The organism is Pleomorphomonas sp. JP5 (assembly GCF_023721815.1).
Lineage (GTDB): Bacteria > Pseudomonadota > Alphaproteobacteria > Rhizobiales > Pleomorphomonadaceae > Pleomorphomonas.
Window position 1 is genome coordinate 97,115 of sequence record NZ_JAMDLI010000001.1, and the last position, 22,504, is coordinate 119,618.

At 61.7% G+C, this 22,504-nt stretch carries 23 protein-coding genes; 10 read left to right on the plus strand and 13 right to left on the minus strand.

The window, feature by feature from the left end:
- The first annotated feature begins 101 nt into the window (after positions 1-101).
- Positions 102-1,511, plus strand: a complete 1,410-nt coding sequence (locus tag M4J40_RS00435; RefSeq protein WP_251751212.1) for a DUF2254 domain-containing protein — start codon at positions 102-104, stop codon at positions 1,509-1,511.
- Positions 1,512-1,708: 197 nt separating this feature from the next.
- On the opposite strand, the gene M4J40_RS00440 is transcribed toward M4J40_RS00435, so the two are convergent.
- Positions 1,709-2,164 (minus strand): MarR family winged helix-turn-helix transcriptional regulator, encoded by a 456-nt coding sequence (locus tag M4J40_RS00440; protein WP_251751213.1) that lies wholly within the window; start codon positions 2,162-2,164, stop codon positions 1,709-1,711.
- Positions 2,165-2,585: 421 nt separating this feature from the next.
- On the opposite strand from M4J40_RS00440, the gene M4J40_RS00445 reads away from it, so the two are divergent.
- Positions 2,586-3,605 (plus strand): MBL fold metallo-hydrolase, encoded by a 1,020-nt coding sequence (locus M4J40_RS00445; protein ID WP_251751214.1) that lies wholly within the window; start codon positions 2,586-2,588, stop codon positions 3,603-3,605.
- Between the two features lie 9 nt (positions 3,606-3,614).
- Here the strand turns inward: M4J40_RS00445 and M4J40_RS00450 are convergent, their stop codons facing one another.
- Positions 3,615-3,821 carry a hypothetical protein gene (locus M4J40_RS00450; RefSeq protein WP_251751216.1) on the minus strand — a complete coding sequence of 69 codons (207 nt, stop codon included), beginning with the start codon at positions 3,819-3,821 and terminating at the stop codon, positions 3,615-3,617.
- Positions 3,822-3,893: 72 nt separating this feature from the next.
- Positions 3,894-4,151, minus strand: a complete 258-nt coding sequence (locus M4J40_RS00455) for a hypothetical protein (protein ID WP_251751217.1) — start codon at positions 4,149-4,151, stop codon at positions 3,894-3,896.
- Here M4J40_RS00455 and M4J40_RS00460 point away from each other — a divergent pair.
- A complete protein-coding gene (locus M4J40_RS00460; RefSeq protein WP_251751219.1) occupies positions 4,150-4,362 on the plus strand; it encodes a hypothetical protein in 213 nt (70 codons plus the stop codon). The two genes, M4J40_RS00455 and M4J40_RS00460, sit on opposite strands and share 2 nt — an antisense overlap.
- A gap of 38 nt (positions 4,363-4,400) precedes the next feature.
- Here the strand turns inward: M4J40_RS00460 and M4J40_RS00465 are convergent, their stop codons facing one another.
- Together M4J40_RS00465 and M4J40_RS00470 are read right to left on the minus strand one after the other, a co-directional pair.
- A complete protein-coding gene (locus M4J40_RS00465; RefSeq protein WP_251751220.1) occupies positions 4,401-5,117 on the minus strand; it encodes a DUF4396 domain-containing protein in 717 nt (238 codons plus the stop codon).
- A gap of 179 nt (positions 5,118-5,296) precedes the next feature.
- Positions 5,297-6,211, minus strand: coding sequence for a LysR family transcriptional regulator (locus tag M4J40_RS00470; protein WP_251751222.1), 915 nt, complete (start codon positions 6,209-6,211; stop codon positions 5,297-5,299).
- A gap of 93 nt (positions 6,212-6,304) precedes the next feature.
- Here M4J40_RS00470 and M4J40_RS00475 point away from each other — a divergent pair, with 93 nt between their 5' ends.
- Positions 6,305-7,147: an NAD(P)H-dependent oxidoreductase gene (locus tag M4J40_RS00475; protein WP_251751223.1), complete on the plus strand. Its 843-nt coding sequence runs from the start codon at positions 6,305-6,307 to the stop codon at positions 7,145-7,147.
- A 66-nt stretch (positions 7,148-7,213) separates the two neighbouring features.
- Here M4J40_RS00475 and M4J40_RS00480 read toward each other — a convergent pair whose 3' ends face one another.
- Positions 7,214-7,996 carry an SDR family oxidoreductase gene (locus M4J40_RS00480; RefSeq protein WP_251751225.1) on the minus strand — a complete coding sequence of 261 codons (783 nt, stop codon included), beginning with the start codon at positions 7,994-7,996 and terminating at the stop codon, positions 7,214-7,216.
- Positions 7,993-8,316 (minus strand): nuclear transport factor 2 family protein, encoded by a 324-nt coding sequence (locus tag M4J40_RS00485; protein ID WP_257235000.1) that lies wholly within the window; start codon positions 8,314-8,316, stop codon positions 7,993-7,995. Before M4J40_RS00485 ends, M4J40_RS00480 begins: the two co-directional genes overlap by 4 nt.
- Before the next feature lie 74 nt (positions 8,317-8,390).
- On the opposite strand from M4J40_RS00485, the gene M4J40_RS00490 reads away from it, so the two are divergent.
- On the plus strand, positions 8,391-8,786 hold the full coding sequence (locus M4J40_RS00490) for a helix-turn-helix domain-containing protein (protein ID WP_251751226.1): 396 nt from the start codon (positions 8,391-8,393) through the stop codon (positions 8,784-8,786).
- Between the two features lie 69 nt (positions 8,787-8,855).
- On the opposite strand, the gene M4J40_RS00495 is transcribed toward M4J40_RS00490, so the two are convergent.
- Positions 8,856-9,563 (minus strand): glutathione S-transferase, encoded by a 708-nt coding sequence (locus M4J40_RS00495; RefSeq protein WP_251751227.1) that lies wholly within the window; start codon positions 9,561-9,563, stop codon positions 8,856-8,858.
- Positions 9,564-9,753: 190 nt separating this feature from the next.
- Positions 9,754-10,668 (minus strand): LysR family transcriptional regulator, encoded by a 915-nt coding sequence (locus tag M4J40_RS00500; protein ID WP_251751229.1) that lies wholly within the window; start codon positions 10,666-10,668, stop codon positions 9,754-9,756.
- 142 nt (positions 10,669-10,810) lie between these two features.
- Here M4J40_RS00500 and M4J40_RS00505 point away from each other — a divergent pair, with 142 nt between their 5' ends.
- The 3 genes from M4J40_RS00505 to M4J40_RS00515 are packed head-to-tail and all read left to right on the plus strand — an operon-like array spanning position 10,811 to position 14,859.
- On the plus strand, positions 10,811-12,331 hold the full coding sequence (locus M4J40_RS00505) for an aldehyde dehydrogenase family protein (RefSeq protein WP_251751230.1): 1,521 nt from the start codon (positions 10,811-10,813) through the stop codon (positions 12,329-12,331).
- A 4-nt stretch (positions 12,332-12,335) separates the two neighbouring features.
- The gene (dapB, locus tag M4J40_RS00510) at positions 12,336-13,133 is read left to right on the plus strand and encodes a 4-hydroxy-tetrahydrodipicolinate reductase (protein ID WP_251751232.1); all 798 of its coding nucleotides are present in this window, start codon (positions 12,336-12,338) and stop codon (positions 13,131-13,133) included.
- 58 nt (positions 13,134-13,191) lie between these two features.
- Entirely contained in the window at positions 13,192-14,859 is a 1,668-nt protein-coding gene (locus M4J40_RS00515) for a thiamine pyrophosphate-binding protein (RefSeq protein WP_251751233.1), read from the plus strand.
- Positions 14,860-14,919: 60 nt separating this feature from the next.
- Here M4J40_RS00515 and M4J40_RS00520 read toward each other — a convergent pair whose 3' ends face one another.
- Both M4J40_RS00520 and M4J40_RS00525 read right to left on the minus strand, forming a co-directional pair.
- Positions 14,920-16,590 (minus strand): MFS transporter, encoded by a 1,671-nt coding sequence (locus M4J40_RS00520; RefSeq protein ID WP_405030701.1) that lies wholly within the window; start codon positions 16,588-16,590, stop codon positions 14,920-14,922.
- A gap of 306 nt (positions 16,591-16,896) precedes the next feature.
- Positions 16,897-17,712, minus strand: a complete 816-nt coding sequence (locus M4J40_RS00525) for a YdcF family protein (protein ID WP_251751235.1) — start codon at positions 17,710-17,712, stop codon at positions 16,897-16,899.
- 292 nt (positions 17,713-18,004) lie between these two features.
- Here M4J40_RS00525 and M4J40_RS00530 point away from each other — a divergent pair, with 292 nt between their 5' ends.
- Both M4J40_RS00530 and M4J40_RS00535 read left to right on the plus strand, forming a co-directional pair.
- Complete coding sequence (locus tag M4J40_RS00530) at positions 18,005-18,355, plus strand: RidA family protein (RefSeq protein ID WP_251751236.1); 351 nt, start codon at positions 18,005-18,007, stop codon at positions 18,353-18,355.
- Between the two features lie 192 nt (positions 18,356-18,547).
- Positions 18,548-19,540 (plus strand): transporter, encoded by a 993-nt coding sequence (locus tag M4J40_RS00535; RefSeq protein WP_251751238.1) that lies wholly within the window; start codon positions 18,548-18,550, stop codon positions 19,538-19,540.
- Between the two features lie 37 nt (positions 19,541-19,577).
- Here the strand turns inward: M4J40_RS00535 and M4J40_RS00540 are convergent, their stop codons facing one another.
- Entirely contained in the window at positions 19,578-20,687 is a 1,110-nt protein-coding gene (locus M4J40_RS00540; RefSeq protein WP_251751239.1) for an ABC transporter ATP-binding protein, read from the minus strand.
- 96 nt (positions 20,688-20,783) lie between these two features.
- On the minus strand, positions 20,784-22,445 hold the full coding sequence (locus tag M4J40_RS00545) for an alpha-glucosidase family protein (RefSeq protein WP_251751240.1): 1,662 nt from the start codon (positions 22,443-22,445) through the stop codon (positions 20,784-20,786).
- Positions 22,446-22,504 lie beyond the last annotated feature (59 nt).

The following is a 22,504-nucleotide window of genomic DNA, read 5'->3' on the forward strand; positions in this document are numbered from 1 at the left end:
ACGATCACAATGTCGGAATCTGGGGAACTGAGCGCATAGCTCAGTCATTTCGTCTTTGGCTCTAGCGCGGACAGTCGTCCGATCCGGGCCAGGGAGTATCCATGAGGGCGCAATTTCTTCGACTGGCCGACCATCTTCGCGAAAGCTATTGGTTCGTTCCCACACTCATGGCTTTTGCGGCGATTTTGCTGGCTGGCGGGATGATCGCACTCGACAGCTACGAAGGCGCGGGCTGGATGGATCGGTTCGCTTGGCTTCAAGCGTCGCGCCCCGATGGCGCGCGACAAGTCTTGTCTTCGATCGGCGGGTCGATGATTACCGTTGCCGGTACTGTTTTCTCGGTCACGATCGCAGCGGTCGTCTACGCGTCTGGCCAGTACGGGCCACGCCTTCTCAGCAACTTCATGTCCGATCGCGGCAACCAGGTGACCCTGGGGACGTTCATTGCGACCTTTCTGTACTGTCTGCTGGTGTTGCGCACGATCCGCTCTCCCGAAGAATCCGACGCCGCCAGCTTCGTGCCGAACATGGCGCTGCTGGTCGGTGTGTTGCTGGCGCTTTGTTCGCTGGCGGTTCTGATCTTTTTCATCCACCACGTCCCGAGCAAGCTGCACATCAACAACGTGATCGAGGAGGTCGGTGGCCGTCTGCTTCATGAAATCGAGCGGCGATTCCCGAGCTTCATTGGCGATGGTGCTGGCGCTGACGATCCCGACGCCGAAACTGACGTGCCAATCGCTTTTCGTGCCAATGCGACAGTCGAGGAAGCCGCCGATCGAGCGCAGGTTTCAGCTCCTAAAACCGGCTACATCCAGATGATCGATAACAACACGCTCATGGAGCTTGCCCGCAAGCATGAGCTGGTCTTGCGCCTGCAGTATCAACCCGGTGATTTTGTGCACGCCGGCCGAACGCTGGTGGAGGCTTGGCCCCCGGCGCGGTGCGGTGAAGACCTTTCAAAGGCTGTTCAGGACCTGTTTGGCATCGGAGCGAAGAGATCGGCGCTCCAGGATCTTCGCTTTCTGTTCGATGAACTGGTCGAGATTGCCGCTCGCGCGATGTCGCCGGGAGTCAACGACCCGTTCACGGCGGTCACGTGTCTGGACTGGCTGGGAGCGGCTCTGTCCGAGCTTTCGAGGCGAGAGCTGCCATCGCATCTGCGGGTGGATGAAGAGCGCAGGTTGCGTGTTATCGCCCATCCCGAAACCTTCGATAGGTTCCTCGGACAATCGTTGGGCTCGCTGATGCAATACTGCGCGAGGGACGTGACGACTGCCCTGCGATTCATCCATGTGCTTGCTCAGATCTGCATCGACTGCAGCGATCCGGGAAGGATTGCCGCGCTGGGTGCCTCTGCCGCGAAACTGGAAGCATTGTCCCGACAGGCGTTGGGCGGCTCGAACTTCGAGCCGATCGCTCAGCGTTGCGGCGAGTTTCGTCGCATCCTGGCCGAGCCGGACTATAAGCGGCGTCTGCGCGATCAGTCCGCATGGCTCGGAGGGGCTGCGTGAACGAGAGTCGATATCTCGAGCCGAGCGGTCATGGTCGCGTGTTGCAGAACTTAAGCCCCCCAACGGTGAGGTCGTGAGCCTTGGCTACCCGTCGTTCAAAGATAGTAATCTCTGCCGCTCTCGCCGGTAATTTCGCCACTTCTTGGAAAACCGCCCTTTCACTCGAAGATCAGATCGCCACTATGAAGGCGGAGAGCTCAACGTGACGCTACCGCGGTTTGATCAGCCACACGCTCAGTAAACCTTGCCCGCCATTTCTCTATAAACGTGTTTACGCTCTCTAGTTCCGTACTTGCAAACTCGCTGAGCATAGCCTCAAGAAGCATCGTTCTACGTTTCCGAACGGATGTATGCAGTGCCCTTCCATCCGTCGTGAGATAAAGCCTGGAAACACGTCTGTCTTTTGAATCAGGTACACGTTGAATGAGGCCCTTCTCGCCCATCGCCTTGATTAGGCGGGCAATCTGGGCTTTGTCACGATTGGTCCGGATGATCAGGTGTTGCTGTGTAATACCAGGCGCTTGCTCGATCATCGCAAGCAATCTGGCTTCAAATGGAGCAGTGTGACTGTCTTGAAAGACTGCATCGGCTCGTAGTCTTGCATAGAAGTCGAAGACAACATCGCTCAATCCGTCAATAATGTCGGTGTCCAAAGCAGGCTCCTTTCGGGCTGACCTGAGTCAGGCAACGCCCATCTTCCGGCCAGAGTCCAGTGCCTCCATAGTTGATGGTTCAAAATCTGGCGGGCGCCGGCGCGGGCTTTCGGATTGCTTATCCGAGATGAAGTCCAACCTCCAGCGTTCGCCTGGAGCGGGTGAAACTGCCAACGGGACTGATCCCATGCCGACGGCACACCTCCCCGGAGGCCATCCCGATTCCTGCTCCGCCGTGCCGACCAGCTCCGCCCCTCGGTGAACCAGCGATTTCACATGTCCGCCACCTTGATGGCGGGCTCTCTTCAAGCGAGGAACCGGCCCGCGACCAGTTTGGGTTGACTTTATCAACTATCTTCTCATAGTCGTCACACAACGGCGGTTACCTGTCCGCCGCCAGCCTGACTTGAAGGACACCCTCATGAATCGCATTGGCATTGAATCGCTCGCCAAGCTCTCGACGAGATTGGCGCTTGTCGCCTGCCTCGCTGCTGTACCAACGATCACGTATGCAGGCGATCCGCCGGCCGGACTCGCATCGGATAGCGAGGCCATTTTCGTCACGCTCGGGACAAATGGTGGGCCTTTGGCCCAGGCCGACCGATCAGAACCGTCCAATCTGCTGAAAGCCGGAAGTTCATATTCGCTCGTGGACGTAGGCGATGGGTTCACAAGTAGACTGGCCGCTGTAAACGTTTCACTGCGGGACATCGACAACGTGTTTATTAGTCATCTTCATTTCGATCATACCGGAGGCCTTTGGGCTGCGCTTGGGCTGCGCTTTCAGCTCAATGCCGGGAAGCCGCTTCAGGTTTACGGCCCTCCGGGGATTGAGGAAACGGTAGCAGGAATTCTGAAAGGCATGAAACCCGCCATGGAGGCCGCATATGGGGTGCCAGGCGAGGAAAGTATTTCGACTGACGAGCTTGTTCAGGTCCATGAAATAGAAGACGGTGATGTCGTAGAGCTAGATGATTTTACTTTGAAGGTCGCTAAAAATACACACTATTCATTTGATGATGGAAGCCCGGAAGATAGAAAATACCAATCCCTGTCGTTCCGTTTCGAAACTAAGGATCGCGTCATCGTCTACACGGGAGATACGGGGCCAAGCGCCAATGTCGTCAAACTCGCTAACGGGGCCGACTTGCTGGTCACTGAGCTCATTGATCTCGACGAAGCACTTGGGCGGCTGAAGAAACCGGGTAGCGCTGCTGCTGCTTCTAGACAAGAGCAGATCAAAGAGCATTTTTTAGCGCATCATCTGACCACTTCCGAGATTGCCAAAATGGCGCGTGAAGCAAATGTGAAGGAGGTTGTAACAACTCATCTAGTTGGTGGGCTAACGATTTCGGGCAAAAATACTGAGAAGTGGAAAGAGGAAATATCTAGGGGTTACGATGGTCAGGTCTTTATTGCTAAAGACCTAGACAGATTCTAGCACCCAGGCTCATAGTCGGCGGCTGGCTGACTCGGTTCTCAGCCATCCGCCGAAAGCCCGGACGAGCCGCGAGCGGACACTGGCTTCCGGATCGACGAACCAGCAGGCTTGGCCGGCACCCAGCGGACGTTCTGTGAGCAGCAAAAGCCTGCTCGATGAAAGCTCCGCCTCGCTCAAAGCCACGCCCATGTCGGCGACGGCGGCCTCGGCGATCATCGAGAACTGGTCGAAGCGAGATCCCCAATACGAACCCGCGGTCGGCAAACCGCCCGCGGCGAACCTGTCGGCTCAGGCGGTCGGTCGGCTCGACTGATGAAGAAGCGGTGCTTGAGCAATGGCGGCGGCATCGTCGAGGCCAAACCGGTCGCGTGTTGCCGGGGGCGCGACCGGATAGACTTCCTCCTTGCAGAGAAATTCGCACACAGCGCCGGGCCATGTGGGGGCGCCGAAATGGATGGCGGCGTCGAGTGTGGAGGTGCTTGCCTCGGTGCTGACCACTTTGGAAAGCGACGGCAGGATCCAGCGGATCGAAGAGATCTTCAGCATGCACCTTGGACTCTCCGACATCCTCCTGGGCATTTCGCTCGACTTCGACGACGACATGACGAGCGAGGAGATCGAGGCCGCCATTCATGACCTCGGCGAGACGCTTCGAGCCAGCCAGTCGTCGGTCGCAAGGGTTTTCGTCCGCCCGGTCCAGTTGGCGAAGAACAAGGAACCTGCCGGGAGCGACATCGGCGCGGGCTCAGCCGATTAGTGACGTACGACGCATGGCGCCGTGCAGTCGGCCTCGGCTCACATGCGTTCCTTGATGCCAGTGCTGATAAGCCACCAGTTCACGGGATAGCTGGTGATGAAGCCGAAGATCATCGCGATCTGCATCATGAACCAGAACTCGGGTGAGGCGACCTCAAGCGGAACGCCGAAAAGACCGCGGAAGATTTGAAATTGCGCGAAAGCCATGAAGGCATACATGCCGATCTGCCAGGCGCAGAGTGACAGTGCGTCTGCTTTGACCGCTTGGACCAGACCTTGCCGGACACTCAACTGCCGCATGGGCTTTATCGTGAAGTATTGGAATGCAACTCCGATGGCGAAGGCGAGCAGGAGGTCCAGAATCCAGATGGCAAACATCTTCTCTTCGAAAAGAGTGCGCCATCCCAACCAGACGGCGATCGTTGGGATCGAGAACGCCAACCACTCGGCAATGAGATCGCCAATCGTGCAGCCGCTTCCGCAATGGGAGGCGCCTTTTGCGACCATTATGGGGAAGGGTATTTCTTCCGTCTCTCTCTCGTCGTCGCCCTCCTGATCGTTCGAAGATTGCCGACCATAGAGATGGTAGCCAACGAGTGTGATGAAGGTGCCGAACAACGCTGTTATGGGCCAGACCAGATTCATGATCCACATCCGCTGCGGATGGCGCCATTCATCAAGGCTGATCCACAAAGCGATCGCGAAACCCGCTGCGAGCGACAACAGCGCAGTCGTGTGAAGCCAAGCGGGAACCATGGGATCTCCGTTCCGTCTGTCTCGTTCTCACTCCAGATGATGGGAACGACGGGTCGTCAGGCTGCTTTCTGGAAAACCGCCCTTCCACTCGAAGGTTCCATTGAAATGAAACAGATTGCCTGTGGCGCCAATCAGCTCCAAGGTCGGCCTGTCTCGGAATGTCGGGTGAGTACGGGCGCTTAGCTCATGCCCGGCAATCGCCTGATCTCTTCGACAAGGTAGTCGATCATCAGGCGGACGCGTCCCACCCTCGCGCGTTCGGGCACCATCAGCATGTTGAGCGGGGTGGTGGGAAGAGAGTGATCGGGGAGCAACACCTCGAGCTCGCCAGTCGCCAGCAAGTCGTCTACCAGCCAGCGGTGCGCAGCCCCTATGCCGCGCCCGCTTTTGAAAGCTTCGCGCGCGGCGAGGCCATGATCGACCCTCAGGTCGCCCCCGACAGAGACGGCTTCATGGCTTCCGTCCGGTCCGTCGAGCGTGATTGTCTCGCTGCCGGCCACGTTCGACATGCGGATGACGTTATGCGTCGCAAGGTCCGTCGGTTTGATGGGCCTGCCACGCAGATCGAGGTAGCCGGGCGCGGCGACCAGAAGCCGCGTGCTCTCCGCCAGATGGTGCTGCTTCATCGAGCTGTCCGCGAGTGGTCCCAGACGGAGGGCAATGTCGACGCCCTCCTTCACGAGGTCGATGCGCTCGTCGGTCAGGCTGAGATCGACGTTGATGCCGGGATGGCTCTCCTGGAAGGCGAAAATGAGCCGCGCGATGTGCTGTACGCCGAGCGCTGCCGTACAAGACAGACGAACGGTACCAGAGAGTGCCTCGTGCGTGTTGCGAACGCCATCGGCGGCCTGTTCGACTAGGCGGAGAATGTGGATGCACTGCTCGTAATAGCGACCGCCTTCCTCGGTCAGCGCGACACGACGGGTCGTCCTGCTGAGCAGAGATGCGCCGACTGCTTCCTCAAGTTCGCGCAAATGCCGGGTAACGGTCGATTGTCCGCTTCCCAGTTCACGGGCGACGGCCGACAGGTTTCCGCGTTCGGCGACGCGCACGAAGGTGCGCATCCGCTCCAGTGTAATGTCCGATTTATCCATATTTCGGCAATATCATATCCGGACAACAGACGTATCAGAATAATCAGGGCGGAAATACCTTGCGGTCGAAATCATCAGCCGGAGGGTCCTCCCGTGAACGTTCTTCTCGTCTTTGCCCATCCCGAACCGCTGTCGCTTGCAGCATCCTTGCGTGACGTGGCGATCGGCGAACTTCAGGCGGAAGGGCATGAGGTGCGAGTGTCGGACCTCTACGCAATGCGCTGGAAGCCCGAGGCCGATCGGTCCGATTTTCCCCTGCTTGCCCCGGAGCAACGGTTGAAAGTTGCTGCTGCATCCGGCCAAGGCTTCGCAGCTGGCGCGATGACCGACGACGTAAAGACCGAGCAGGACAAGCTAGACTGGGCCGACGCCGTCATTCTCCAGTTTCCGCTCTGGTGGTATTCCATGCCGGCCATCCTCAAGGGCTGGATCGATCGCGTCTACGCCTATGGCTTTGCCTACGGGGTCGGTGAACACAGCGACCGACATTGGGGCGATCGCTTCGGCGAAGGCAGGTTCGTCGGCAAGAGGGCAATGCTCATCGTGACGGCAGGAGGTTGGAAAGAGCATTACTCGGCACGGGGGATCAACGGGCCAATCGATGACCTGCTGTTTCCGATCAATCACGGCATTCTCTACTATCCCGGGTTCGACGTGCTGCCGCCTTTCGTTGCCTATCGGGTCGATCGGCTCGACGATCGGGGATTTGCAACATTGGGTGACGCTCTGAAGGAAAGGATGCGGACACTCGGCACCACGGACCCGATTGCCTATCGTCGACAGAACGGCGGCGACTATGAGATTCCGAGCCTCATGCTGCGTCCCGAGCTCGCCTCTGAAGGCGCATCCGGCTTCGGGCTGCATTTGCGCGATGGCGGGCCGGCAGCGAGTTTCCCATTTGAAGGCGCTTCGCTCAAAAGTTCGTCGAACTCTTGAGTGGTGGAGCCAAGCCAAAACAGTTAGTTCGGCTTGGCAGCCGTTTGGGTATCACCGGCGCTTGCATCAGGCCGTCGGGACCGTGCCGCCGTCGATGGTGAACTCGGTCCCGGTAATGGCGCTGGCTCTTGGTGATACGAGAAAGGCGATGAGGTCGGCAACCTCTTGCGGTCTCGCCGGTCGTCCGAGAGGAATGCCGCCGAGCGCCTTCATGATGATCTGCTTGCCGCCCTCATGATCGGTGCCGGCATTGGTCGCCACACGATCGACCAGCGCCCCGGCAGCTTCCGTCTCGACCCACCCCGGCGAGACGCGCACGACGCGAATACCCTTGGGTGTCACTTCCTTGGAGAGGCTCTTGCTATAGGTTGAGAGGGCCGCCTTCGCTGCGGCGTAGGCGGTGGTGGAGTCCGGCAATGGCAGTTCATGCTGGATCGACGTGACGTGGATGATGACGCCGGATCCCTGATCGATCATCGACGGCAAAAGCGCTCGGTCGAGACGTACGGCCGGCATGAGGTTGAGATCGAGCTCTCTCGCCCAGATGTCGTCGGTCAGTTTGGCAAAGCCGCCCGGAGGCGCCGAGGAGCCTCCCAACACGTTGACGATGATATCGAGGCCGCCGAGGTGCCTGAGGGCTGTTTCGGCGACAGTGGCGCAACCGTCGGCAGTCGACATGTCGGCCGCGACGTAGCGGACGCCATCAGAGGCGCCCTTCGGTATGGTCCGCGCCGTGCTGACGACCTTGGCGCTGGCCGCCACAAGAGTGGAGACGACGGCCGCGCCGACGCCTTTCGTTCCGGCCGTAACCAGCGCGCGATGGCCCGCAAGCTGAAGATCGAAGCTCATGGCTTGATCTCCAGCTCGGCGATCTTGTTGCCGTCGAGGTGGAAGAAGAAGCGAAGGTCCACCGGGCTGCCCGGGAAGTTGCCGGTGAGACGGCTGGTAACGACGGTTCTGTCGCCATCCTGGGCGACGGAGTGGGGTTCGCTGACATAGCTGTATTTTGTTGAGGCCTCGCGTCTCCAGGCTCGAATTGCCTCGCGCCCCTCGTGGGTTTGCCCTTCGTCCTTGACGACCGCCGTATTGGTGAAGCACTTCGCCATGGCATCGCCATCCGTCTTGTCGGCTTCGAAGTAGTCTGAGATCGGAGCTGGAAGGTTGATCATGATGTATCCTTGGGTTGGCGCTTCCAGCTGGCCAGCGGATTGCGTAAGACGGAAAATGGCTCTAGTCTTACCAAATGACAAGAACGCACGAAAAAGTTAGGTACTTACCTAAAAGTAAGCCGCATGCCCACACGCAGGAAACGGCGGCGGAGGGCGTTGAGCAGGCGCTGAAACTGTTGGAGGGCAGGTGGAAACTGGTGATTCTGTTTCACCTCTTCGGTGGCCGGATCATGCGCTTCTCCGACCTAGAACGCGCCATTCCCGGCATTTCCCAGAAAATGCTGATCCAGCAGCTTCGACAGATGGAGGGCGACGGGATCGTCCGCCGGATCGTCCATCACCAGGTTCCGCCCAAGGTTGAATATGCGCTGACAGGCTGGGGACAAGCCTTGTGCCCAGCTCTCGACGCGTTGCTCACGTGGGCCGCCAATCGTCCGGAAGCAGACGCCTCTGACGACCCGCAAGCTTGATTTCGCGTCCGAACCACCGCCGCGGGGTCGACTGATGCCTCGAGCCGGCTGGCCAAGCGGCCGGCATACTCAGGTCTGCGCGTTCAGAACCTTGCGAAGAGACATCTCGATCCGGCCACCGCAGTAAGCCTCGCCATAGTCTTGCCGGGCTTTGGCGGCCAGTTTCGCCAAGGGAGGTAGCGCGGCAACCCGTCGCGTCAAGGCGGCGGTCTTGGGGGCGCTCTCGTCAAGGATCGTACCGATCACGGGGAACCGGTCGACCATCGTCGACCACAAGGTCGCGGTGACCACGTCGGCGATACCAGGCTGTTCACCGCCGAGCAGATAGCCGGAGTCGAACTTCAGGCCATGACGCTCGCCGGTTTCTTCCCAAAGCGCCATCCACTTCCTGAAGCGCGGCACGAAGTCCTGCCACCGCTTATCTGTCCACATTTCCCGACCGCCATCCAGCGTGATCTCGTCGATCACGTCATTGGCGTCGTTGACGATTTTCATTGTCATGGCACGAAGCGTCGGCGTTTTGGGCAGCAAGTTCAGTGTCTCACCCAGATAGAAAATGATGGCCGGCATTTCGGCGATGGCAAAGTCAGCCTTCTTGTCGATGAGCAAGGGTGGCCCCATGAATGGAACCGGCATTCGCTTCACGGGGGCGCCCATGAGATCCGAGATCGCCACATCGCCGGCTTCGTTCCAGCTTGCTCCGGCGTGGGCGAGAACGGCACGGACGAACTGGCCCCTGAATGGAACGGACCAGTAGTAGAGTTCGTAGTCGGACATGGTCGGGTTCTCCCCATCGAAAGACGGCCATCTGGCCGATCTGGGTTCTGAACACGGTTCTACAGCGACCTGGGCGGGCGTCGCCGACGAGAGTTTACCTCGTTTTGGACGGACAAGCCCGTAATCGTTCGCGTGTCCCGCAGAGGCGCGATTGTGATCCTGATGGAAAGGCGTCGATTGGGGAGAAGGCTCAGCTGGTTGCGAACGGCACCGACGGCGCGGCTGTTTCGGCTTTCAACCATTCGCCGAATGCCCGAACGAGCCGCGAGCGAACCCTGGCCTCCGGATAGACGAACCAATAGGCCTTGCCTGCGCCTAGCGGCCGTTCCGTGAGCAACACAAGCCGGCCGGATGCGAGCTCTGCCTCGATCATGAAGCGAGGCATCAATGCGACCCCCATATCGGCAACCGCAGCCTCGGCGATCATCGAGAACTGATCGAAGCGAGATCCCCGATACGCGCCTGCGCTTGGCAGGCCACCGGCTGCGAACCAGTCGGCCCAGGCGGTCGGCCGGCTTGCCTGATGAAGAAGCGGCGCATGAGCGATGGCAGCGGCATCGTGAAGGCCAAAACGGTCGCGTATCGCAGGAGAGGCGACCGGATAGACTTCCTCGGCGCAGAGAAACTCGCATACCGCGCCAGGCCACGTTGGCTCGCCGAAATGGATCGCGGCATCGAGTGGCGCGTCGGCGAAGGAAAAGGGTTCGTTGCGCACCGTGAAGTTGACGGTGGTCGGTGGATGATCTGCCAGAAACTTCGGCAACCTGGGAACCAGCCAACGCGCCGCAAAGGTGGGCAGAACGGCAAGATTGAGCACCTCGGCGCCGCCGGCGCTGGCCATGGTGCGCTCGGTGGCGGTGGAGAGGTTGGTGAGGATACGCGTCACTTCCAGGCGGTAGGCTTCGCCGGCGTCGGTCAGGAAAACGCGCTGGCTGATGCGCTCGAACAGCGGCACCCCCAGCCGTGTTTCCAGTTCGCGAACCTGCCGGCTGATGGCGCCTTGCGTCAAATGGAGCTCGGCGGCGGCGCGCGAGAAGCTGAGATGGCGCGCGGCACTTTCGAAGGCAACCAGCGCGCCGATCGACGGCAGGAGATCGCGGGCCATTTGTGCGTCCAGTTATGAGTTTTCCTCATGACCCTACCAGAAATGATCGTTTGCAGGGTAGGGGGCTCGGGACAATAACTTACGGTCATTCTGCCCCATCCCCCGCCGCGCCGCTGGCCGGCGGCGCCGACGAGAGTGCCCGATGTCTGCTTCCAGTCTTGTTCAGGAAACCGCCGACCTGCTCGCCCGCCTTGGTGTACAAGAAAGTGCATACACGGGCGGCAGCCTCGTCGTTACGTCGCCGATTACCGGCGAGCGGATCGCCGAGGTTCGTGAAACCGATGCTGCCGATTGCGATGGCGCGATCGCGGCCGCGCAAGAGGCTTTCCGATCCTGGCGTCTCGTGCCGGCGCCCAAGCGCGGCGAGCTGATCCGTCTGTTTGGTCTGGAACTGAGGGCGGCCAAGGCCGACCTCGGCCGGCTCGTGACCATCGAGGCCGGCAAGATCATCTCCGAAGGTTTGGGCGAAGTGCAGGAGATGATCGACATCTGCGATTTCGCGGTAGGTCTCTCCCGCCAGCTTTATGGGCTCACCATCGCCACCGAGCGGCCGAGCCACCGCATGATGGAGACCTGGCACCCGCTCGGCGTCGTCGGCGTCATCTCAGCCTTCAATTTCCCGGTCGCGGTATGGTCGTGGAACGCCGCCATCGCGTTGGTCTGTGGCGATACCGTCATCTGGAAGCCTTCGGAGAAGACGCCGCTGACCGCGCTTGCTACCCAGGCGCTGTTCGAGAAGGCGGCGGCCAAGGCAGGAGCGCCGGCGGGGCTTTCCGCCGTCGTTGTCGGCGGACGCGCGATCGGCGAGGCCCTGGTCGATGATACCAGGGTTGCCGCCGTGTCGGCGACCGGTTCCACGGCCATGGGCCGCGCCGTGGCGCCACGTCTCGCCGCCCGCTTCGCTCGTGCCATTCTTGAGCTTGGCGGCAACAACGGCGCCATCGTCGCCCCCAGCGCCGATCTGGATCTGGTGGTTCGCGGTGTTGCCTTCGCGGCGATCGGCACGGCCGGCCAACGCTGTACGACGTTGCGGCGCTTGTTCGTCCATGACAGCGTCTATGACAGCCTGCTGCCGCGTCTCAGGAAGGCCTACGATTCGGTGACGATCGGCGATCCGCGCGAGGCCGATACACTGGTCGGGCCGCTGATCGACAAGGCGTCCTACGACCGTATGCAGGAGACCCTCGGAAAGGCACGGGCCGATGGAGCAACCGTTCATGGCGGCGAGCGCACCCGCGAAGAACTGGGCGGCAACGCCTTTTATGCCCATCCGGCTCTCGTCGAGATGCCGGCACAGACGGATGTGGTCATGACGGAGACCTTCGCCCCCATTCTGTATGTGATGCGCTACTCGGACTTCGATGCCGTGCTTGAGGCGCACAATGCCGTGCCGCAGGGGCTCTCGTCGTCGATCTTCACCAACGACCTGCGGGAAGCGGAGACGTTCCTGTCGGCCCGAGGGTCGGATTGCGGCATCGTCAATGTCAACATCGGTCCGTCGGGTGCGGAGATCGGCGGCGCCTTCGGTGGCGAGAAAGAGACCGGCGGTGGCCGCGAGGCCGGCTCCGACGCCTGGAAGGCCTACATGCGCAGGGCCACCAACACCATCAACTACGGTCGTGACCTGCCGCTTGCGCAGGGCGTCAGCTTCGACGTGGAGTGACCCCATGCCGATCCGTGTCATCGTGGCCGGAGCGACCGGCTGGACAGGCAGCGCGGTGGCGAAAGCTGTGCTGGCCGCCGACGATCTGGTGCTCGTCGGCGCCGTAGCCCGCTCGGCCGCGGGGCGTGACCTTGGCGAGGCGCTGGGTGGCGTTGCCGTCGGCGTGCCGGTGGTCGCCTGCGTCGAGGAGGCGCTGAAGGTCGACGCCGACGTGCTCGTCGACTACACCGCGTCAGAGGCGGTCAAAACCCACGCGCTTCAAGCCGTCTCGGCGGGCGTTGCCGTGGTAATCGGTACGTCCGGTCTTTCGGCCGACGACTATGCCGACATCGACGCGGTGGCGCGGGCGAAGTCCGTTGGCGTGTTCGCGGCCGGCAACTACTCCATGACCGCCACTCTGATGACCAAGTTCGCGCTGATGGCCGCGAAGTATGTCGCCGATGTGGAGGTGATCGACTGCGCCTCGGCCGGTAAGCCCGATACGCCGTCCGGTACGGCGCGCGAACTGGCCGAGCGGCTTTCCGCGGTGCGAAGACCGGCCACGTCGAAGCCGGTGAACGAACTGGGTGGCATCCGGGAAACGCGTGGTGGCACCGTCGGCGCCGTGCAGGTCCATTCGCTGCGCATGCCGGGTTACGTCCTGTCCTGCGAGGCTCAGTTCGGCTCGCCGGGCGAACGCCTCCTCATTCGCCACGATGCCGGCTCCGATGCCGCGCCCTATGTGGCCGGAACGCTGCTCGCCGTGCGGCGGGTGCGGGAACAGGCCGGGCTCCGGCGCGGACTTGACCTGCTGATCGACTGACCGTCTCGATAATCTCGACATTCCGGTTGCGCACCGGTCGTTTTGGGAGTTCTGAATCTTGTCCTCGTCCATCCCCTCCCGCACCGGCGGTCAGATTCTGGTCGATCAACTCGTTCGACAAGGCGTCGAGCGGCTTACCTGTGTACCCGGCGAGTCCTATCTCGCCGCGCTCGATGCACTATACGACAGCCCGATCGACGTTCTAGTCTGCCGGAACGAGGCCGGCGCAACCATGATGGCCGATGCCTACGGCAAGCTCACCGGCAAACCCGGTGTCTGCTTCGTGACGCGAGCGCCGGGCGCCACCAACGCGGCGCCTGGGCTGCACATTGCCGAGCATGACTCGACGCCGCTGATCCTGTTCGTCGGCCAGGCCGAGCGCCGCATGCTGGAGCGCGGTTGTTTCCAGGAGATGGACTACAAGGCGGTGTTCGGCTCCATGGCCAAATGGGTCGTCGAGATCGACGATCCCGCGCGCATACCCGAGTTGGTGGCCCGCGCGTTCCGCGTCGCCATGCAAGGCCGGCCGGGGCCGGTGGTCGTGTCGTTGCCCGAGGATATGCTGACCGAGATGGCCGAAGTGGCCGATGCGCCGGTTGTGGAGCCGGTTGAGATCTGGCCGGGACTTGCCGATCTCGCACGGTTGCAAAAGCTGATCTGGGAGGCCAAACGGCCTCTTGTCGTTCTGGGAGGCTCCCGCTGGAGCGAACGGGCGCGTCGTGAGGTGGTCCGGTTTGCCGAGCGCTTCGATCTGCCGGTTGCCACCAGTTTCCGCCGCGCCTCGCTGTTTCCCGCCGATCATCCGAACTATGCCGGTGACCTCGGTCTCGGCCCCAACCCAAAACTTGCAGCGCGCATTCGCGAGGCAGACGTGCTCTTGGTCATTGGCGGCCGTCTGTCGGAGTCGCCGTCGTCCTCCTACACGCTCATCGACATACCCCAGCCGAAGCAGACGCTGATCCACGTCTATCCCGATCCCGAGGAGATCGGACGCGTCTATCAGCCGGCGCTTGGCATCGTCGCCAGTCCGCATGCCTTCGCTTCGGCGCTATCCACCGTGCATCCGCCGGTCGAGATCCCCTGGTCGGCCGAGACGAAGGCGGCGCGCGCCGATTTTCTGGCTTGGACGGACAAACCCACCCAACTGCCCGGTGAGTTCCAGTATGGCGAAGCCATGGTCTGGCTGCGTGAACATCTGCCGCCTGAGACCATCATCGCCAACGGGGCCGGCAACTATGCCATCTGGGTTCACCGCTATTGGCGCTATCGCAGTTTCACCGGCCAGTTGGCGCCGACCTCGGGATCGGTCGGCTATTCCGTGCCGGCCGGCGTCATGGCCAAGCGACAGTTTCCCGAGCGGCCGGTCGTCGTGTTTGCCGGTGATGGCTGCTTCCTGATGAATGGTCAGGAGTTCGCGACCGCCGTGCAGTACGACATTCCGGTCGTTGTCGTCGTCATCGACAACGCCATGTACGGCACCATCCGCATGCATCAAGAGCGGGAATACCCCGGTCGGGTGTCGGCCACGTCGTTGAAGAACCCGGATTTCGCCGCCTTGGCGCGCGCCTACGGCGGTCACGGCGAGACCGTTCGGACAACGGCCGAGTTCGCGCCCGCCTTCGAGCGGGCAATGGCTTCCGGCAAGCCGGCGATCGTCCATTGTTTCCTCGATCCGCAGGCGGTTACTCCGGCAAAGACGCTGGACCAGTTTGCCGGCCGCGGTTGATCCGAAACAGCAAGGCCCAGCCATCATGTGGCCGGGCCCAGCTCTGACGTTTCTCGTGGGTCAGTAGTCGGCGTGGATGTCGTTGTCCTTGGTTTCCCGGACGAACAGCATGCCGATCACCAGCGTGGCCGCTGCCACCACGATCGGATACCAAAGGCCATAGTAGATGTCGCCGGTGGCCGCCACCATGGCGAAGGCCGTCGTCGGCAGGAAGCCGCCGAACCAGCCGTTGCCGATGTGATAGGGCAGCGACATCGAACTATAGCGGATGCGTGTCGGGAACATTTCCACCAGGATGGCGGCGATCGGGCCGTAGACCATGGTGACATAGAGCACCAGCACGAAGAGCAGCAACGTCACCATGACGATGTTGATCTGCGCCGGATCGGCCTTCGCCGGATAGCCGGCCGTGTTGACGGCTTCGGCCAGCGACTTGCTGAAGACCTGGGCCGGGGTGGAGCCGTCGGCTCCGGCCTCGGTTCCAAAAGTAACGGTTGTCGCACCGATCTTCACGGTGGCCGGGGTCCCCGCCGGCGCGGTTTCATTGTGATATGGCACACCGGCCTTGACCAGAGCCGCCTTTGCAATGTCGCAGGAGCTGGTGAACTTCGACGTGCCCACCGGATTGAACTGGAATGAGCACTCGTTCGGGTCAGCGGTGACGGTTACCGGCGCACCGGCAATCGCCTGCTCCAATGCCGGATTGGCAAAGTGGGTTATTCCCTTGAAGATCGGAAAGTAGGTGAGGCAGGCAAGCAGCAAGCCGACCATGATGATGGGCTTGCGGCCGATCCGGTCGGACAGCGACCCGAAGATTACGAAGAAAGGCGTGGCGAGCAGAAGCGAAGCCGCGATCAGAAGGTTGGCCGTCTGGGCCTCGACTTTGAGCGTCTGCGTGAGGAAGAACAGCGCATAGAATTGGCCAGTGTACCAGACCACCGCCTGGCCCGCGACAAGACCGAACAGTGCCAGCAGGACGACCTTGAGGTTCTTCCAGCGGCCGAAGGCCTCGGTGAGCGGCGCCTTGGAGGTCTTGCCCTCTTCCTGCATCCGGCGGAAGGCCGGGCTCTCGTTAAGCTTGAGGCGGATCCAGACGGACACGGCCAGCAGCAGGATCGACACGAGGAATGGAATGCGCCAGCCCCAGGCGTTGAAATCTTCGGACGACATAGTCGCTCGGCATCCGAGAATGACCAGAAGCGACATGAACAGCCCGAGCGTGGCCGTGGTCTGGATCCAGGACGTGTAAGCGCCGCGTCTATGGTCTGGAGCATGTTCTGCGACGTAGGTTGCCGCGCCACCATATTCTCCGCCGAGCGCCAGGCCTTGCAGGAGGCGAAGCAGGATCAGAACAACCGGCGCGACAATGCCGATTGACGCATAGTTGGGCAAGACGCCGACGATGAAGGTCGAGGCTCCCATGATCAGAATGGTGACGAGGAACGTATACTTGCGTCCGATCATGTCGCCGAGCCGGCCGAACACCAGTGCGCCGAACGGGCGGACTGCGAAACCAGCCGCGAAAGCGAGCAGGGCGAAGATAAACGCCGCCGTCGGATTGACGCCGGAGAAAAACTGGGCGGCGATGACCGCTGACAGGGATCCATAGAGATAGAAATCATACCATTCGAAGACGGTTCCGAGCGACGAGGCGAAGATGACGCGCCGCTCCTCTTTCGTCATTGTGGTCGAGCCGGGCAACTTCGTCGGGTCGACGGTGACTGCTGTCATCGGTAGTCCTCCCAAATCGTGACGCTGCTCCCAGATCTGTCAGACGGTCGGAAGCGACCGCTGGCTCCACCCAGACTCGGGAACGAGGCGTAATACTACGTATGCGGGAGTTGTGCGTGAAGATACCTATGTGGAATCTTTAGTCTACCAACGAAACGAGTGGGCCAAGCCTGGAAACGAAGGCGATTCGACTCTGAAAGAAATCCTCGAGCTGGTTGAATAGATCTGATCGGTAACGGTTGATTGGCTTGGCGAACTCGAGCTTTATGCAGGGCAAAATGGCGTCTCGGCCGGCCACCGTATGGGCTAGCCTCCAGCCGGCCGCCCCAAGGCCCGATCATCGAACTTGCCGGATCCCATGATGTGTCGCCATGCCTCTGACACCTGCGTCGGAATGTCGATATGCGGCAGGAATCCCTTCCCCCGCGGGCCGTAACCGTTCTTGTCGTCGGTGAGGCGTGGAATTTCACCCGTCAGCAGCGACATGAACCTTTCGGGCGTCCACTTCTTGCTGTTCGGGCTGTTGAGATAGTCGATGCGATCTTCGCGATAGCCGAGGCGTGGTATCTGCACCGGCCAGTTGATGAGGCGCGGACTTGTCGTGTCCGCCCAGGCCTGCCGGAAGGAGGCGTCGGTCCGACGTTGCATCAGCGGATCCTGAACGAGCAGCATGGCGTCCGGGGCAAGCCCCAGCCGGTCAAGGGTGCGTCTTGTGAAGTGAGCATTCTCCCCGCAGTTGGTAGATGCGTCCTCCAGAAGCAGGCGAGACTGGTCGAGCCCGAGGAACATGGCGGCGATATCGCCGAGCAGGCGCGCTTCCGAGGTCTGGCCTGCCAGCGCCTTGCGGTAGACTGGATGGGCGTCGACGGCGCTGGCCAACAGCCCTGTCGAGTGGCCTATTCCGCCGGAAATCAACAGAGGAACGCCAGCCGCGCGCGCCTTCCTTACCGCGCATTCCAGCGTCCACAAAAGTGCGTTGCCGGCCAGTACCACCAGATCGAAAGCTGGCGGCGCGTCCTTGTTGGCACCTCCAAGATCATCGAGCGCCAGAAAGCCGGCGACGGTGTTGATCGAAACTATGTCGTCGGCCGTGAGCGGGCCATAGAGGCCGAAGAAGGACATGAGAGGCTCCGCGCCTTGCGGTCTGCCGGGAGGGGGACCGACCTGACATGGGTTGTAAGGGGCAGGGAGGGGGCTCACCATCCGTTGCAGCGCTCATCGGGGTAAATCGGAAGCCCCTAATCGATACAGCCGCGCAGATTGGCGAGTGGCCGATCGCGCCTCGGCCCTTGAGCGCCTTCGCGAGCCGGATCGCCGTTGGTTTTCCTGTTGCGGCCAATCTGCCGAGAAGATAGGCAAAAAGGCACGCAGCGGGCGGATGGGCCGCCCGCATCAGCAATCGGAGCATCCCATCGTGGCGATCACCCGCATCGAGCCCGGCAAGCGCATGAGCAACGCCGTCGTCCATAACAAGACCGTCTATCTCGCCGGCCAGATCGGTTCGCCGAAGGGAGACGTCAAGTCGCAGGCCGTCGAGGCACTGGCCGAGGTGGATCGCCTGCTCGCCGCCGCCGGCACCGACAAGACGCGCGTGCTGCAGGCCATCGTCTGGCTGGCCGACATGGCCGACTTCGCAGCCATGAACGAAGTGTGGGAAACCTGGGTTGCTCCGGGCAATGCACCGGCCCGCGCCACGGGCGAGGCCAAGCTCGCCGCGCCGGAATACAAGGTCGAGTTCATCATCACGGCTGCCCTGCCGGACTGATCCGACCAACGCACTCCTCGCGTGCCAGCATCCGCCCCCGGCCAAACTGCCGGATGGGCGGGTGCCCGAACAGGATCGGGAAGCGCACCGGCCCAATGGCCCAACGCGTCAACGGCAGCCGGAGTGGAAGACCGTCACTCTCGCGTGTTATCAGGAAAAACGCGGTTCACTGCGCCTGTCAGGAGTGCCTGGTTGTTGTTTACCCCCGAGATTCCCGGATTTGTCTGGGCTTATCGTTTCGATGCGGCGACCGGCGCCGGCCACCCGCTGCCGCCCGCCACGCCACCTGAAGAGCTGGTTGTGGACGAAGGGTTCGTCTGGCTGCATCTGGCTCTCAGCGACGCCCGGGTGCCGAAGTTCCTGGAGGGGGTGCCCGATCTTCCCGAAGCGGCACGGGCAACGTTGACCGACCGGGACAATCACGTCGTGCTCGCATCCGACGATGGCGTGCTGCACGGCGTGTTCACCGACATCGAGCGCGCCTTCGACTATGAGACCAACGACATCGGATGGTTCCGCTTCGCCGCGTCGGAGCGACTGATCATCACGGCTCGTTTGCATCCGTTGCGTTGTATCGAGGCGGCGCGGCTCGCAGTCGATCGGGGGCTCGCCATCCAAGGGACGGTCGGCGTGTTCGCCGCCATCGTGACCGAGTTCGAGAAGGTAGTGGATAGCCTCATCATCGAGATGGGAGACGAACTCGACCGCATCGAGGACTATGTTTTCGAGACGGCGCCCCGCGACGAGCGCCGTCGCCTCGGTCCTGTCCGGCGCACGGTGGTTCGGCTCAACCGCCAGCTCAGGGCATCGGTGGCGCTATTCCGCCGTTACCAGCGCTGGGACGACCCGGACCCCTTGCCGACCGGCACCATAGAGATGGCCGAAACACTCGCCGATCTGCTTGGTTCGGCGTCTCAGGAAATGCAGGGCCTGCAGGATCGTGCACGCCTTCTGCATGAAGAAATCGACTCCAAGATATCTTCGGAAACCAACCGCCACCTCTACATTCTGTCGATCATGACCGCCTTCCTGTTGCCGCCCACACTGGTGACAGGATTTTTCGGCATGAACACTGGCGGCTTGCCGTTCGCCGGCGAGCATTTCGGCACTCTGCTCGCCTTCGCACTCGGTGGCTGTTCCGTGTGGGGGGCGTGGTGGTTCCTGAAAAGGGTCGGCATTCTCTGAAAGGCTCCGGCCGCCCCGAAAGGCGGCCGGACCTCGATCATGAGGCAGCGTTCGAGAGCCGCATGCGCGGGAAGGCGGAGCCATTATCGTCGAAGAGATGCAGCCGGTCGGCGGGCGCAGTCACCGTGAGCGTTGCTCCCTTGGCGATCTCAACATCGCCATCGATCTTGACGGTGATCGGTTCGGGAAGGCCCGTGTCGAGATAGACCAATGTCACTTCGCCCAGCTTTTCGACGATTGACACGGTTCCCGTGAAGAGTCCCGGCCCGTCGGTGGGTATCAGGTCTTCCGGCCGGACGCCGAAGGTTGCCTTGGCGTCGAGGTAGGTGGCGGCGACCTCCGCGTTGACGATGACTGGGTTGCCGGTATCCGGCTGCACCGTCGCAGGCGCTCCGGTACTGGTGATTGTCGCAGAAACGATGTTCATGGCCGGAGAGCCGATGAAGCGGGCGACGAACAGATTGTCGGGCGTGTGGTAGAGCTCCATCGGCGTACCAATCTGTTCGACCACGCCGTAGTTGAGCACCACGATGCGGTCGGCGAGCGTCATCGCTTCGACCTGATCGTGCGTCACGTAGACCATGGTGGTATCGGCCATCCGCTCATGCAGCTTGGCGATCTCCAGACGTGTCGCAACGCGCAGGGCTGCGTCGAGGTTGGAAAGGGGTTCGTCGAACAGGAACACCTTGGGGTCGCGGACAATGGCCCTGCCGATGGCGACGCGCTGGCGCTGGCCGCCGGAAAGCTGCTTGGGAAGACGGTCGAGATAGGGCGTGATCTGCAGCATCTCGGCCGCTTCTCTCACCCGCTTGTCCTGCTCGCCCGATGAGGCTTTCGCGAGCTTCAGGCCGAAAGCCATGTTCTCGTAAACGGTCATGTGCGGATAGAGGGCGTAGCTCTGGAACACCATGGCGATGCCGCGCTTGGACGGCGGCAGCGTGTTGACGACGGTTCCGCCGATCTCGAGCGTTCCCTCGGTGATGTCCTCAAGGCCGGCGATGAGCCGAAGAAGCGTCGACTTGCCGCAGCCGGAGGGGCCGACGAAAACGATGAACTCGCCGGACTTGATGTCCAGGTCGATGCCGTGCAGCACCTGCACGGAGCCATAGGCCTTCTTGACTTGCTTGAGCTTCAGTCCGGCAGACATGCGCAACTCCTCCCGCGATTTTCCCGAAGGGGTCTCCCACCCCTGTTCCTGGAACCCGGCCGCCTTGCGAAAGGCGGCCGGTCTCTTTCGTTCAGTTCACTTTACCCTGGCGACAAGGGCACTCTCGGCCGGCAGCGTCACCATGCCTTCGACGACCTGAGAGGCAAAGCCGAGCTCGGCCGTCACGACCACGGAAAGGCCTTCGGGCAGTGGGAAGCCGGCGCCCGTCGGTCCGAAGTTGAAGACGCAGAGCATTTTTTCACCGCCCGCTTCGCGAAGGAAAGCGAGGACATCGCCATCCGATTCAAGGAACCGCACGGTACCCTTGGTGAGCGCCGGGCTGGCCTTGCGCCAGGCAATCATGGCTTTGTAGAGCTCGAGCTGACTACCGGCGATACCGGCCTGCCGGTCGACGGCCTTGGCGAGGTGCTCCTGCGGCACCGGCAGCCAGGGCTTGCCGGCCGAGAAACCGGCGTTGGCTGTCTGGGCCTCCCAAACCATCGGTGTCCGGCAGCCGTCGCGCCCCTTGAACTCGGGCCAGAAGCGGATGCCGTAGGGGTCGACCAGGTCCTCGAAGGCAAGATCGGCTTCGGGAAGCCCCAGCTCGTCGCCTTCGTAGATGCAGACCGAACCGCGCAAGCTGAGGTGAAGGGTGGCCATCAGCTTGCCCTGCTGGGCCGAATCCTGCGCGAAGGGGAGGTGACGCGTCGCATAGCGGATGACGTCGTGGTTGGACAGGGCCCAGCACGGCCAGGCATCGTCGGCGCCAGCCTCGAAGGTTTTCAGCGTCTTTTCGATGTAGGGACGGGTCGGTTCGCCGCCCAGAAGATCGAAGGTGTAGCTCATGTGAAGCTTGTCGCCACCGGACGTGTAGGCGATCATCGTCTTGAGCGACCGGTCTCCATCGCCGATCTCCCCCACTGTCGTCGAACCCGGATACTGGTCGAGCAGCTTGCGCATGCGCTTCAGGAACTCGAGGTTCTCAGGCTGACTCTTGTCGTAGAGGTGATCCTGCCGGAGATAGGGATTGACCCGGGGAGCGTCGATCGCGTCCACCGGTCGCGTCTGCGGCGGGTTGGGGCGGAGCTTCTTGTCATGAAAGTAGAAGTTCACGGTATCGAGGCGGAAACCGTCGACGCCGAGATCCAGCCAGAACTTCAGGACATCCAGTAGCGCATCCTGAACCGCCGGCGTGTGGAAGTTGAGGTCGGGCTGGCTGGCCAGGAAGTTGTGCAGGTAATACTGGCACCGGCGCGTATCCCATTCCCAGGCCGAGCCGCCGAAGACCGACAGCCAGTTATTGGGCGGCGTGCCGTCGGGCTGGGCATCGGCCCAGACGTACCAGTCCGCTTTCTCGTTGATCTGGTCCTTCCGGCTTTCGGAGAACCATGGATGCAGGTCGGATGTGTGGCTCAGGACCTGGTCGATGATCACCTTGATGCCGCGGCGATGCGCGTCGGCAACCATGTTACGAAAGTCGTCCAGCGTGCCGAAGATGGGGTCTATGTCGCAATAGTCGGAAACGTCGTAGCCGAAGTCCTTCATCGGCGACTTGAAGAAGGGCGACAGCCAGATGGCGTCGACACCGAGGTCTTCGAGATAGCCGAGGCGTGCCGTCACGCCGGCAAGATCGCCGATGCCGTCGCCGTTGGAGTCCTGGAACGAGCGCGGATAGATCTGGTAGATCACCGCGCCCCGCCACCAATCGGGATCGGCGCCCGGGGCGACGCTGGCGACGGCTTTTTCGAGCGTAGTCATGAATGTCGGTCTTTCTCTCTCATCGATGCCGGCGGGGAGGGCGTCGGCATTGTTCATTC